The organism is Blautia sp. SF-50, from assembly GCF_900101315.1.
Classification (GTDB): Bacteria; Bacillota; Clostridia; order Lachnospirales; family Lachnospiraceae; genus Blautia_A; species Blautia_A fusiformis.
The window spans coordinates 215,446-228,251 of record NZ_FMUW01000003.1 but is presented as its reverse complement, the minus strand read 5'-3'; the positions used below and the strand labels follow the sequence as shown (position 1 = coordinate 228,251).

The window sequence follows — 12,806 nt, the reverse complement described above, 5'->3', positions numbered from 1 at the left end:
CTGCTGTCTGAGCCGGAGGCGAGTTCTGGCCCTGCCGCAATGCTTTTAGCCGTCTCACGGAGCCCTAGTAGTATCCCCCGACGGAGTCCCTGCCCGGAGCGATGCCACCTTCCTCTGGCGTCCCTCAACCACATCCACCTCTCAAAACCTCAAAAACATCCCCGCCTGCATCCACCCCCGGAGCGATGCCGCCTTCCTCTGGCGTCCCTCTCCATCCACCACACAAAACCGCCCCCCGGACCGATGCCAACTCCCTCTGGCGTCCCTCTCCATCCCAACAAAAAAAACGGCACCCGGCAGTTCCAACACTGCCAGACACCGGAACCAAAACACCCGTCAAACAGACATATACAATATATAATCAACATTCGCTATCTGCTCAACTCAATTACCACCAGAAAGTTCTCTCAGTAACTCAAGATCACTGGCCTGCACTTTAATATTCGTAGTCAGCTTCTCACCCTCAGGGCTAATATACGTCACCTCAAGAATACTCCCCTCACGAATCCCCCGCCGGGAAACCGCACTACAAAATGCCGGAAACTTCGGATGATTCTGTTTAAATGTATTCCATGCATTCATAACCTTCATCATATTTCCAATATTTCCAATACCCATAACCAACACCAGCCTTTCCCTTACTATCATCTATGTTTTTTTATCTATTAACCCAAACACAGCCGCCGTACAAACCATACAGCGGCTGACCACATGATCCTATTCAAAATAACCTGCCGGGAACTCACAACCCTCTGATAAAAGAAATCGCATCCCGGATCCCAGCTACATAAACCAATTTAATTCCTTTAATACTCTCTGTAGCCGTCCGGTTCACCTCAGGAAGTATCACCGTCTCAAACCCAAGCTTTTTCGCTTCCTGCACACGCTGTCCGGCCATACTCACTGCACGAACCTCGCCACTCAGACCAATTTCACCAAACGCCATCACAGAATCCGGGATCACGATCTCCTTCGCACTGGAAATAATAGCAAGACAAATACCCAGATCGATCGCCGGCTCTGTCATCTTCATGCCACCCGCAATATTCACATAAGCATCCGAAGCAGCAAGATGAACTCCCGCCTTCTTCTCCAGAACCGCCATCAAAAGATTCACACGATTAAAATCCGTACCAACTGCTGTTCTTCTCGGAATTCCAAAATTACTCTGACACACCAGAGCCTGGATCTCCACCAAAATCGGTCTCGTCCCCTCCATAGAACATGCAACAACAGATCCCGAAGCATTCTCCGGTCTTCCATTCAAAAGGAACTCGGAAGGATTCTTCACTTCTTCAAGTCCGGAATTCTGCATCTCAAAAACACCAATTTCATTGGTAGAACCAAAACGATTTTTCACCGCACGCAGGATCCGGTAAGAAGCATGCCTGTCTCCCTCAAAGTAAAGCACAGTATCTACCATATGCTCCAGTACACGAGGACCTGCCACATTTCCCTCCTTGGTCACATGACCCACGATAAAAATGGACACACCCATACCCTTAGCGATCTGCATCAGTACATTGGTAGATTCCCTCACCTGAGAAACACTTCCCGGTGCAGACGAAATATCTTCATGAAACATCGTCTGGATAGAATCCACAACAGCTACATCTGGTTTCGTCCGCTCAATGATCTCCCGGATATTTTCAAGATTCGTCTCACAGAGCAGTTTCAGTTTATCATTAAACGTTCCAAGCCGATCTGCCCGGAGCTTGATCTGTCTGAGAGACTCCTCACCAGAAATATACAAAACAGAAATCCCCTGTGAAGATAAATTTCTGCACACCTGCAACAACAATGTAGACTTGCCAATACCAGGATCTCCACCTACCAAAACAAGGGAGCCGGGGACGATTCCGCCTCCCAGCACCCTGTCAAGTTCACCGATTCCGCAGCTCTGACGTTCATCTGAAGAAAGACTGATATCTTTCAGAACTACAGGCTCCGTTTTCTTTTGTGTAGTTTTAATACTCCCTGAGGAAGATTTTTTGGAAGAAACCGTTTCCTCCACAAAAGTATTCCATGCCTTGCATGCCGGGCACTGCCCCATCCACTTGACTGATTCATACCCGCATTCCTGACAGAAATAAACCGTTTTTTTATTTTTTAGCATTTTACAATTTTAACTTCTGCTTTGGTGTTCGCATCCAGTTCAACACTGAAAGAAAGCTTGCCGCCCAGGTTTGTGGTCATTGTACCTGTACTTACATCATCAATAAATACCTGATACTCTGTCTCAGCTTCAAGTTCAACAGTAATCTGAGAATCCTCAAAGCCCTGAACCTCAAAACTCATTGCTGTTCCATCCTGCTGAAGATGGAACACACTGGTTCCCGGAACAGACTCATATACGAACATTCCATTACGCTCAAGTTTGGTGATCTCCTTATATGTTTTTACTTTATACATATCTCCCTGATACTGATAATCCGACAATTTGGATTTCTGATTTAATTCATAATCTCCAAAACTGATAGTCCCATTATCTTCTGTGCGGATCAATTCCTGTACCACTGCCATGATCTTATGTCCTCCTGAAATCTTTCGTTGTATAGTTTTAATTTTGTTAATTATAACTTATTTCTGTTTTTTTGGCTATAGAAAGTAATAAAATTCTTACGCTTTCTCCGCATCTTTTACTTCAAAGTAGATTTTCTTGTCTTTGACCTTCACCTGTACGGTATCACCGGCTTTGATCCGACCTTCAAGGATTTCTGTTGCCATCTCATCCTCAATCTTTGTCTGGATCGCACGACGCAGCGGTCTTGCACCGTATTTACTGTCAAAGCCCGCATCTGCGATAAGATCTTTAGCTGCTCCGGTAACTTTCAGTATGATATCCAGCTGTTCCTGACAGCGTTTTTCCAGGTTTTTCAAAAGAATAGTAACGATCTTCCTGATATTTTCTTTATTCAGAGAATGGAATACCATGATCTCATCGATCCGGTTCAGAAATTCCGGTTTAAACATCCGCCGCACTTCTTCCATCACTCCGGACTTCATACGTTCATAATCACGCTTTTCCGTATCTCCGGACATAAATCCAAGATGTTTCGGTTCCATGATCATCTGCGCACCTGCGTTGGAAGTCATGATAATGATCGTCTGCTTAAAATCCACTTTTCTGCCTTGAGCATCTGTAATATGACCATCATCAAGTACCTGCAGAAGAATATTAAACACATCCGGATGAGCCTTTTCAATCTCGTCAAAAAGAATGACACTGTATGGATTTCTGCGCACTTTTTCGCTGAGCTGTCCACCTTCTTCATAGCCTACATATCCGGGCGGCGATCCGATCATTTTAGAAACACTATGTTTTTCCATATATTCGGACATATCTACACGGATCATTGCCTGCTCACTTCCAAATACAGCTTCCGCCAGCGCTTTGGAAAGCTCCGTTTTTCCCACTCCGGTAGGTCCCAGGAATAAGAAAGAACCTATAGGCCTTGCGGGATCCTTTAATCCTACTCTTCCCCTTTTTACCGCACGGGCAACTGCAGAAACTGCCTCATCCTGTCCGATCACACGTTTTTTCAGAACCTTTTCCAAATTTGCAAGCCTACGGGATTCCCCCTCTGTCAGACGCTGTACAGGTATTTTTGTCCAGTCAGACACAATACCGGCAACTGCCTCTTCATCAACTGTAAGTGGATTTTTCCGATTTTTCCTCTCCCCCTTTCTTCGGATCTTTTCCAATTCTGCTTCCGCCTCATTCTGCTTTGCCTGTGCTGCTTTTGCACCTTCAAGATCTGCATTTATAACTGCCTGTTCTTTTTGTTTCAGAATATCGTGGATCTCTCTTTCCAGTGCTTCTGCTTTCGGAGACGGACGATATCCCGCCAGCTGTACTTTCGACGCTGCTTCATCAATAATGTCAATGGCTTTATCCGGAAGAAACCGGTCATTGATATAACGAACGGACATTTTTACAGCCGCCTCAAGGGCCTCATCCAAAATCTCTACACCATGATGTTTTTCATAATATGGGCGCAGCCCCTTCAGGATTTCAACAGCCTCCTCTTCTGTAGGCTCTTCCACGATGATAGGCTGAAAACGCCGTTCAAGCGCTGCATCCTTTTCAATGTATTTCCGATATTCTTCCAGTGTCGTTGCTCCGATCAGCTGGATCTCTCCACGGGAAAGAGACGGTTTCAGGATATTGGAAGCATCCAGTGCACCTTCCGCTCCACCGGCTCCGATGATCGTATGGATCTCATCAATAAAGAGCAATATTCCCTGCTGTTCGCTTACCTCATCGATCACATTTCGGATACGTTCTTCAAACTCACCGCGATATTTACTTCCTGCGACCATTCCGGAAAGATCCAGAACTACAACCCGCTTATCCTTCACAGTATCCGGTACCATTCCTGTGACGATCCGCTGTGCAAGTCCCTCTACGATAGCCGTTTTTCCTACTCCCGGTTCTCCAGTCAGGCAGGGATTGTTCTTTGTTCTTCTGCTCAGGATCTGGATCAGTCTGGCAATTTCTTTATCCCTTCCCACTACAGGATCCAGCTTACCTTCTTCTGCCATGGCCGTCAGATCTCGGCTATACTGATCCAGAGTTGGTGTTACACTGCTGTTTCTTCCCTTTGAAGCTTTTACAGCCTGGAATTCTTCCGCAATGGCATCGCTGTCCATTCCCATAGCTGTCAGCACGGCCGCATAAAGCTTCTGGATATTGGCACCCATTGTGTACAGCAGTCTGGTACCCACACAATCTGTTTCTTTCAACATTGCCAGCAGAATATGTTCTGTCCCGACTTCCTCAAAACGCATGGATTCTGCTTCTGCATATGCACCCTCAAGAACTCTTCTGGTTCTCGGACTGAATCCCGGTTTCTGTGAAACAGCCGTATTTCCCGGCGGTGCGATCAGTTTATCGATCAGAGCCATCGCTTTATCAGCCTGGATCCCAAACTCCTCCAGAACTCTTCCTGCTGTGCCCTCCTTTTCTTCTACAAGCCCGACCAGCAGATGCTCCGTGCCGATATAACTATGTCCGCAGGAGCTGGCTGCCTCTTTTGCCAGAGCAAGAACATTCTCTGCCTGTTTTGTATATCGTTCCTGCATGATGTCTCCTCCTATCTGTCTGTGTCATACTCGTCAAAAATCTCGTCCACCAGCTGATGGACTTCTTCTCTTGTTACATTTTTACAGCATCCCCATGCCATTGCTACTGTCAGATTCTGTTTCATTTCTTCCAGTGCTCTGACCTTATCTGCATCTATGGAGATCACCGCTCCCTTTCGCCTGTCAATAGTCACAAAGCCTTCCTGACGAAGCAGCGCATATGCCTTATTCACAGTATGCATATTGATTCCTGCAATGCTTGCAAGCTGCCGTACAGAAGGCAGAGTATCCCCTTCATGAAGCCTTGATGTAGCGATCCCCATTATGATCTGATTGGTGATCTGCATATAGATTGCCTCATCACTGTTAAAATCGATTTCTATCACCATAGGGTAATCTCTCCTCTACAACAGCAAAAGGCTGCACAGTTTCATCCTGGCAGCCTGCTGTGATTTTTGTTTTTATTTACTGATCCCTGCAATCTTCTCTATCTGTTCTTTGTTAAGAACCAGATTAAATCCCATTGGATTTACCACATAAGCGTTTGCCTGCGGAATCATCAGGCTCGGAAGTTTGTCTATAGTCACTTTCGCAACACGGAGATTCTTGCCTCTTCCAAATTTCTCAAATTCCATAACATCTGTAAACACAGGCTGCATGATCTTATCCTCTTTATTTTTCAGATACGGAATATGGAGCTTTCCATCTTCTTCCTGCTCTGCATTGATCGCGATCAGGAATTCTGCCTTACGCAGGTTTGCTATCAGCTCTTCTTCCAACTCACGGATATTCTTGTGCTCTTCCTGTTTTACCGGGCGACGCAATTCCTGCATAAAATAGATTCCGGAAAGTTCAAGAGACGGGTTCAGAAGCGGTCTCTTTGACGGCTCGATCTTACTCATATCTCTCTGGTTTGCGATCTTTCCGATCTCAATCTCGATCTTCTCTTCTCCGTCGATCCAGATCACACTGTTCACTCCGATCGCGTACAGCGTACCATACAGTCTTGGATAGTCTTTTTTCTCATATTTCATGCCCATAAGAAGGATCTTATCCTCAAGGAGCTGTTTACCATATTCTTTGATCTCTTCTTCTGTGGCAAAAATCCTTGCCTGGTCATTAAATGTTTCTTCATCACAGGTCACATATGGAAGTCTGGTTGCCTGTGAATATGCAACAAATACTTCCTCCCTGTTTCTGAGCTCATGGATTGCTTCTTCTACACTGATTCCCATTTTTCTGTCCTCTCTGCCTCATCACTTGGATGCGACACCTCATCAAGGAAAATGGTTGGTTCCTGTTGTGCCCTGTCAGCATCCAGCTTTTCATGTTCGTAACTACTCACTGTGTTTCATAGTTGTTACTATTGTACAATGAAATCCCTGTTTTCGTCAAGCTGTGCCTGTGAAAAATGACCAACTTAAGCCTCGTCGATAGCTTTTCCGATATCGTGACGCATATACTTGTTTGTAAAGCTGATCCACTCTGTAGCAGCATATGCATTCTTTCTGGCTTCTTTTAATGTCTCTCCTTTGGCAGTGATGCCAAGAACACGTCCACCGTTTGTAACGATCTCTCCATCTTTAAATTTAGTTCCCGCATGGAAACAGTAATAGCCGTCTTTGTCCTTAAAATTCTCAAATCCATGGATCGGGATACCTTTTTCGTATTTTACCGGATATCCATCACTTGCAAGAACAACACAAACTGCTGCATTGTCCTCAAATTTCAGATCGATCTGATCAAGTTTGCCGTCTACACAGGCTTCCATTACTTCAATGATATCATTCTCCATACGCGGAAGAACAACCTGTGCCTCCGGATCCCCAAATCTTGCATTATATTCCAGAACCTTCGGGCCATCTGCAGTAAGCATCAGTCCGAAGAAAATGATTCCCTTAAACGGACGTCCCTCTGCTGCCATGGCATCTACTGTTTTCTGATAAACATATTTCTTACAGAATTCATCTACTTCCGGAGTATAGAACGGACTTGGAGAAAATGTTCCCATTCCGCCTGTATTCAGTCCCTGATCCCCATCCTTCGCACGCTTGTGATCCTGTGCGGATGTCATGGTACGGATCGTCTTTCCATCTACAAAAGAAAGTACGGAAACCTCACGGCCAGTCATAAATTCTTCAATTACCATGGTATTTCCGGCATTTCCGAATTTTTTGTCTTCCATGATCTCTTTTACGCCAGCTTCTGCCTCTGCAAGATCCTGGCAGATCAGAACTCCTTTTCCAAGAGCAAGACCATCTGCCTTCAAAACGATCGGGAATTTTGCCTCGGTCCTTAAATATTCCAGAGCTTTTTCCGGATCATCAAAATTCTCATAAGCAGCTGTAGGAATGTCGTATTTTTTCATAAGATCCTTGGAAAAAGCCTTGGAGCCTTCCAGAATAGCAGCATTTTTGCGCGGTCCGAACACACGCAGTCCCTCTGCCTCAAATACATCTACGATTCCGCCCACAAGAGGATCATCCATTCCCACGATAGTAAGATCGATCTCTTTTTCTTTGGCAAAGGCTGCCAGTTTTTCAAATTCCATTGCTCCGATATCTGCACATTCCGCATACTCTGCGATTCCTGCATTTCCAGGTGCACAGTAGATCTTGTCAACTTTCGGGCTTTTTGCAACACTCCATGCAATTGCATGTTCTCTTCCGCCGCTTCCTACGATTAATACTTTCATCTGTTTACTCCTTTGTTTCATCTGTCTGCTGATTACTTTAAAGAAACAATTCCATCTGTCACTGTGATCTTGTCATTGGCGATAAGATTGATTGCTTCCGGAAGGATCTTCCACTCTGCTTTTTCCATTACACGTCTCTGAAGCTCCTTGGATGTATCTCCGTCTTTTACCTTTACTGCTTTCTGAAGAATGATCGGACCTGTATCCGTTCCGGCATCTACGAAATGAACCGTAGCGCCTGTTACTTTCACGCCTCTTGCAAGAACTGCATCATGGACCTTAAGTCCATAAAAACCTTTTCCGCAGAAAGACGGGATCAGAGATGGATGGATATTGATGATCTTGTTGGGATACGCTTCCACCATCATCGGAGGGATTGCAACCAGATATCCTGCAAGAACGATCAGATCCACCTCTTTTTCCTGAAGCTTCGCCAGTAATGCTTTATGGAAAGCTTCTCGGTCCAGATAGTCTTTCGGTGCGATGCATACCGCCTCTATATCATGCTTTCTGGCTCTTTCCAGAGCATAAGCGGAGGCATTATTACTGATCACAATATCCACTTTTGCATTTGTGATCTCTCCTGCATCAATAGCATCCAGGATCGCCTGAAGATTCGTTCCCCCACCGGAAACAAGAACACCGATCTTTAACATAAGGTCACTCCCTTTTCTCCCTCTTCAATGGATCCTACCACATATGGCTTATCGCCGGTTTTGCGGATAGCTTCCATTGTTTTGTCAACATCTGCAGGATCTACTGCCAGGATCATTCCAAGACCCATATTATATGTATTATACATCATATGCTCATCAATATTTCCTTTTTCAGCAAGGAGCTTGAAGATCGGAAGTACCGGATAGCTGTCTTTTTTGACAACAGCTCTGGTTCCCTCTTTCAGCATACGCGGGATATTCTCATAGAATCCACCACCTGTGATATGGCTGCATGCATGGATCTTCACGCCAGACTCTCGGATGCTCTTCAGCGCTTTTACATAGATTCTGGTCGGTGCGATCAGTGCCTCTCCCAGAGTTGTTCCAAGCTCTTCATAATAAGTATCCAGAGACTCTTTTGTCATGTCAAATACTTTACGTACAAGAGAAAATCCATTACTGTGAACTCCTGTGGAAGCCATACCGATCAGGACATCTCCTGGTTTCAGGGCCTCTCCTGTAAGAAGATCTTTTTTGTCAACGACTCCTACTGCAAATCCGGCAAGGTCGTACTCATCTTCCGGCATAAGTCCAGGATGCTCTGCTGTCTCACCACCGATCAGAGCTGCCTCAGACTGTACACAGCCCTCTGCAACACCTTTTACGATCTCTGCGATCTTTTCCGGATAATTTTTGCCGCAAGCAATGTAGTCCAGGAAAAACAATGGCTCGCCGCCTGCACATGCAATATCATTTACACACATGGCTACAGCATCGATTCCGATGGTATCATGCTTGTCCATAACCATGGCTACCTTAACCTTGGTTCCACATCCGTCTGTTCCGGAAACCAGAGTAGGCTCTTCCATATCTTTGAATTTCTCCATGGAAAATGCACCTGAGAATCCACCGATTCCTCCAAGCACCTCCGGTCTCATTGTCTTGGCAATGTGCTTTTTCATCAGCTCTACTGATTTGTATCCTGCCTCAATATCTACGCCTGAAGTCTTGTAATCCATAATGTCCTCCTTATGACAACACTTTTTTATTTTTATGGTAAAAGATTTATTTAGTAATTTTTGTATCCAACTTCCTGAAGCCTTGCGTCTTTCTTCTCAACCTGCTCCTTCAGATCCTGACTGTAGGCTTTCAGTCTGAAAAGAAGCTCTGCGTCGGAAGTTGCAAGGATCTTGGCAGCAAGAAGTCCCGCATTGGCGCCACCATTGATCGCTACTGTAGCAACCGGGATACCGCTTGGCATCTGTACGATTGAGTAAAGGGAATCTCTTCCTCCCAGAGAGGTTGTATGCATCGGAATACCGATCACCGGCATCGGAAAGATCGCTGCGCACATTCCCGGAAGATGAGCTGCCATTCCTGCGCCTGCGATGATAACTTTGAAGCCTTTTTCTTCTGCTGTCTTTGCATACTCGAAAAATACATCCGGTTCTCTGTGTGCGGAAATGATCTTCATTTCATAATCAATCCCCAGTTTCTCCAGGATATCTGCTGCTTTGCTCATAACCGGCATATCTGAATCACTACCCATTACAATTCCTACTTTTGCCATTGTGTTCTCCTTTCATGGTACACTAACTGAATATTAGCCTGTGTCCTTTGACTATTGTTATGGTTATTCTACGTATATTCTCACTTTCTGTCAATACGATCGGAAAAACTGTAAATTTACTAATTAACTTATATTATTATTTAATGGAAGATTCTCAAAAGGACGGTTCAATTCCTCTGTTCCGGGAAGAACAAACCTTCCGTTTTCGATAATGGAGATCATTTCTCCCTCATCATCGATCACCCGGATACTTCCAAGCTCATCATAAGGTATCGTAATATCTGTATGACAGCCATAATAAGCAAGGCTTACGTCATCTTTTCGCATCTCGGAAATCTCATTATCCCTGGCGATGATCTCTTTTCCATCCGGATTATATACCGGTGTATCCTCTGCCCAGCTGTAACAGGTATCGCCCACAGCAAAATGCGGTCCCATTTTTTCTGCGATCAGGATCGGAAGCTTATCCGCAATTCCGTATTTCAGCGCCGCCACATAAGCTGTGGTATTTGTACCGATGGCAAACTCTCCCATGGGGATCTTCGGATGGTGGTGGAGGATATTATCTTCAATATATTTCCGGTTCTCTTCTTCGGTTTTAAAATTCGAGCAGGTGTAATCAATAACCTGGCCGCAGTCAAATACCAGTTTCAGATCCCGGAACTGAAGACCGTTCAGATATACTTTTTTCACATGAAGGATTCCGCCTGTGCCTGCCAGCTGCGGAGATGTAAAGACTTCGCCCACCGGAATGTTCACATCTGCCACACAGTTCTCAAAATTCGTCTGTTTCTCCGGATCTGTCAGCTCATGAAGATGGATCAGAAGATCCGTCTCATTGTCTCCACGTCCTTTGACTTCCACCCACTCACAGGTATCCAGGGTATTGATGATCGTCTGCTGGATTTCCTGATAGAGATGGTAATCCAATGTATTGATCTTTACGATCTCACGGAAAATTTCCTCATAATTTCCACCAATCTCAGGAACCGGATATGCAATGATCGTAAAACTTCTCTCATCACCTTTGATGTATCGGTTTACGATCTGTCCGGATTCATTGTCAAGTTCTGTCTGAAGCTTCTGCTGTGTCTCGCTTAATGCATAAGCTTCCGGTTTACTTATCGGAGAGAAAGGATTTTCTCCAAATGTATCAATGCAGGCCGGACCGCCATGTACTTCTGCCAGTTCTCTGTACTTCTCATAGGAGGTCTGCATAGCACGAAGTTTTCGCTGAACAAAATCCCCATCCAGGAACAATGCACTGTCCTGACGATGATCGTAATCGTACTGCGGATTGGCAACGCCGCCTGTATAGCCTACTCTCACGGCGCCTCTCTTATTTACCACATGCGTTGCATGGCGATAGATTACCGGCTTCAGACCCATTTTTTCAAACTGGAGGATCGCTGCTTTTACCATCCGTTCAAAACCAAGACTATATCGGATATTTACTGTTTTCTTTTTTGTGATATCCTTCCGTCCGGTGATAAATCCGATCCGATAGCCTTCTGTATAGGTAGAAGCCATCTTATCGATCTCTTCCTGAGAAAGGGAGTTCAGAAACTCTGCAACTCCTGTTTCATTCTCTGAAACAAACTCGCCATAGCGATACAGATATCTCAGATCCGAAAGATCCGAATTCATGATGATATCTGCTGCAAAGTCAAGCTCCGGATCTACACCTTCCCGTATCCTCTGCTCCATCATATCCTGGCAGTAATCATTTACATAGGAACGGAGAATCCCCTCCACTGTTGCCGCCTCTGGAAGTTCTTCCTCACAAAATGCAGAATATACTTCCAGAAACAGTTCCATGGATACAGTCATATCCCACAGCCTTTTCTCATGAGCATAAGCTACAGTTCCTGCGATCTCTGCATACAGAAAACTGAAGGCTTTTCCATATTCTCCCATCTGCTGTACTGCATACGCCGGATTTCCATAGCTGCTTTCATAATTTTCCGGGAGGATATCCTGATAAAAGCAATGATTTCTCTCTTTCAACGCCTCCATCGTAAGCTCTGCTGCGCTCTCATCCATCACATCTGCTGCCATGGAAAGAAACTTTGCCCTGTTTCTGAAAAAATCTCCAAACGGTTTTTTTACGGTTTCTTCTGTTATGATCTCACGGATCCGTTCCTTCGCAAGTCCATAACGTTCTTTCATGCATTCTTCCAAGACTTCATCTCCCATCTTTTTCATCATTGATCACATGCCCCAGGGCAATGTGTTTGTCAACGAGTTCTTTCATATATTCCCAGATCACTTCAGAACCCTCTCCTGTTTTCCGGTTTCTCTTATAAATCTGACTTTTCTTCACCTGATGCTCTTCCCAGCTTTTTCCGTTGGAAGCATCATTTAGAAACAATGGCTGACAATTATCTAGCACATGGGCAAATTTCGCCTCCGGGGTTTCGTAAGCCTCAAACTCCTCCCATAATGCTTTTAACCACTGTCCCTGATCTTCCGGCAATAGTCCATAGATCCGTTCTGCTGCCTGCTTCTCCCTGTATTCCTTGGTTGTCGCTCCTTTTTCATCATATGCATAGGTATCACCTGCATCGATCTCTACCAGATCATGCGCCAGTACCATAGGAATCACCTTCGAAAGATCCACTTCCTCATTGGAATATTCCTTTAAAAGCACTGCCATCAACGCCAGATGCCAGGAATGCTCCGCATCATTCTCTTTCCGCTTTCCGTCTGCAAGATATGTCTGACGAAAAATATTCTTGACTTTATCTATTTCCATAATAAAGTCCAGCTGTTTTTTTAAGCGTTCTTTTTTATCCATCTG

The 12,806-nt window shown here is 44.9% G+C and carries 13 protein-coding genes; all 13 read right to left on the bottom strand.

Annotated elements, in window-relative coordinates:
• Positions 1 to 384: 384 nt before the first annotated feature.
• The 13 genes from BLP57_RS03415 to BLP57_RS03360 all read right to left on the bottom strand — a co-directional run bounded on the left by BLP57_RS03415 (position 385) and on the right by BLP57_RS03360 (position 12,803).
• Positions 385 to 648 carry a hypothetical protein gene (locus BLP57_RS03415; protein ID WP_278603923.1) on the bottom strand — a complete coding sequence of 88 codons (264 nt, stop codon included), beginning with the start codon at positions 646 to 648 and terminating at the stop codon, positions 385 to 387.
• 94 nt (positions 649 to 742) lie between these two features.
• Positions 743 to 2,116 (bottom strand): DNA repair protein RadA, encoded by a 1,374-nt coding sequence (gene radA / locus BLP57_RS03410; RefSeq protein WP_092069449.1) that lies wholly within the window; start codon positions 2,114 to 2,116, stop codon positions 743 to 745.
• Positions 2,110 to 2,523, bottom strand: coding sequence for a hypothetical protein (locus BLP57_RS03405; protein ID WP_015525913.1), 414 nt, complete (start codon positions 2,521 to 2,523; stop codon positions 2,110 to 2,112). The genes radA and BLP57_RS03405 overlap by 7 nt, the downstream gene beginning before the upstream one ends.
• A gap of 96 nt (positions 2,524 to 2,619) precedes the next feature.
• On the bottom strand, positions 2,620 to 5,085 hold the full coding sequence (locus BLP57_RS03400; RefSeq protein WP_092069446.1) for an ATP-dependent Clp protease ATP-binding subunit: 2,466 nt from the start codon (positions 5,083 to 5,085) through the stop codon (positions 2,620 to 2,622).
• Between the two features lie 11 nt (positions 5,086 to 5,096).
• Positions 5,097 to 5,474: a GntR family transcriptional regulator gene (locus tag BLP57_RS03395; RefSeq protein ID WP_015525911.1), complete on the bottom strand. Its 378-nt coding sequence runs from the start codon at positions 5,472 to 5,474 to the stop codon at positions 5,097 to 5,099.
• 72 nt (positions 5,475 to 5,546) lie between these two features.
• Entirely contained in the window at positions 5,547 to 6,320 is a 774-nt protein-coding gene (locus BLP57_RS03390) for an SseB family protein (protein ID WP_015525910.1), read from the bottom strand.
• The gene (locus tag BLP57_RS18425; RefSeq protein ID WP_021650958.1) at positions 6,305 to 6,430 is read right to left on the bottom strand and encodes a hypothetical protein; all 126 of its coding nucleotides are present in this window, start codon (positions 6,428 to 6,430) and stop codon (positions 6,305 to 6,307) included. Before BLP57_RS18425 ends, BLP57_RS03390 begins: the two co-directional genes overlap by 16 nt.
• Before the next feature lie 75 nt (positions 6,431 to 6,505).
• Positions 6,506 to 7,780 carry a phosphoribosylamine--glycine ligase gene (gene purD / locus BLP57_RS03385; RefSeq protein WP_092069443.1) on the bottom strand — a complete coding sequence of 425 codons (1,275 nt, stop codon included), beginning with the start codon at positions 7,778 to 7,780 and terminating at the stop codon, positions 6,506 to 6,508.
• Positions 7,781 to 7,812: 32 nt separating this feature from the next.
• Positions 7,813 to 8,436, bottom strand: coding sequence for a phosphoribosylglycinamide formyltransferase (gene purN / locus BLP57_RS03380; RefSeq protein ID WP_092069440.1), 624 nt, complete (start codon positions 8,434 to 8,436; stop codon positions 7,813 to 7,815).
• Entirely contained in the window at positions 8,430 to 9,455 is a 1,026-nt protein-coding gene (gene purM / locus BLP57_RS03375; protein WP_015525906.1) for a phosphoribosylformylglycinamidine cyclo-ligase, read from the bottom strand. Before purM ends, purN begins: the two co-directional genes overlap by 7 nt.
• Before the next feature lie 50 nt (positions 9,456 to 9,505).
• Complete coding sequence (purE, locus tag BLP57_RS03370; protein ID WP_092069437.1) at positions 9,506 to 10,006, bottom strand: 5-(carboxyamino)imidazole ribonucleotide mutase; 501 nt, start codon at positions 10,004 to 10,006, stop codon at positions 9,506 to 9,508.
• A gap of 123 nt (positions 10,007 to 10,129) precedes the next feature.
• Positions 10,130 to 12,202: an aminopeptidase gene (locus tag BLP57_RS03365; RefSeq protein WP_059085248.1), complete on the bottom strand. Its 2,073-nt coding sequence runs from the start codon at positions 12,200 to 12,202 to the stop codon at positions 10,130 to 10,132.
• Positions 12,192 to 12,803: an HD domain-containing protein gene (locus BLP57_RS03360; protein WP_118752432.1), complete on the bottom strand. Its 612-nt coding sequence runs from the start codon at positions 12,801 to 12,803 to the stop codon at positions 12,192 to 12,194. The genes BLP57_RS03365 and BLP57_RS03360 overlap by 11 nt, the downstream gene beginning before the upstream one ends.
• Positions 12,804 to 12,806 lie beyond the last annotated feature (3 nt).

Excerpts from the sequence above, each read along its gene's own strand:
- BLP57_RS03415 (WP_278603923.1), bottom strand. The coding sequence starts at position 648 with ATGATAGTAAGGGAAAGGCTGGTGTTGGTTATGGGTATTGGAAATATT.
- radA (WP_092069449.1), bottom strand. The coding sequence starts at position 2,116 with ATGCTAAAAAATAAAAAAACGGTTTATTTCTGTCAGGAATGCGGGTAT.
- BLP57_RS03405 (WP_015525913.1), bottom strand. The coding sequence starts at position 2,523 with ATGGCAGTGGTACAGGAATTGATCCGCACAGAAGATAATGGGACTATC.
- BLP57_RS03400 (WP_092069446.1), bottom strand. The coding sequence starts at position 5,085 with ATGCAGGAACGATATACAAAACAGGCAGAGAATGTTCTTGCTCTGGCA.
- BLP57_RS03395 (WP_015525911.1), bottom strand. The coding sequence starts at position 5,474 with ATGGTGATAGAAATCGATTTTAACAGTGATGAGGCAATCTATATGCAG.
- BLP57_RS03390 (WP_015525910.1), bottom strand. The coding sequence starts at position 6,320 with ATGGGAATCAGTGTAGAAGAAGCAATCCATGAGCTCAGAAACAGGGAG.
- purD (WP_092069443.1), bottom strand. The coding sequence starts at position 7,780 with ATGAAAGTATTAATCGTAGGAAGCGGCGGAAGAGAACATGCAATTGCA.
- purN (WP_092069440.1), bottom strand. The coding sequence starts at position 8,436 with ATGTTAAAGATCGGTGTTCTTGTTTCCGGTGGGGGAACGAATCTTCAG.
- purM (WP_015525906.1), bottom strand. The coding sequence starts at position 9,455 with ATGGATTACAAGACTTCAGGCGTAGATATTGAGGCAGGATACAAATCA.
- purE (WP_092069437.1), bottom strand. The coding sequence starts at position 10,006 with ATGGCAAAAGTAGGAATTGTAATGGGTAGTGATTCAGATATGCCGGTT.
- BLP57_RS03365 (WP_059085248.1), bottom strand. The coding sequence starts at position 12,202 with ATGGGAGATGAAGTCTTGGAAGAATGCATGAAAGAACGTTATGGACTT.
- BLP57_RS03360 (WP_118752432.1), bottom strand. The coding sequence starts at position 12,803 with ATGGATAAAAAAGAACGCTTAAAAAAACAGCTGGACTTTATTATGGAA.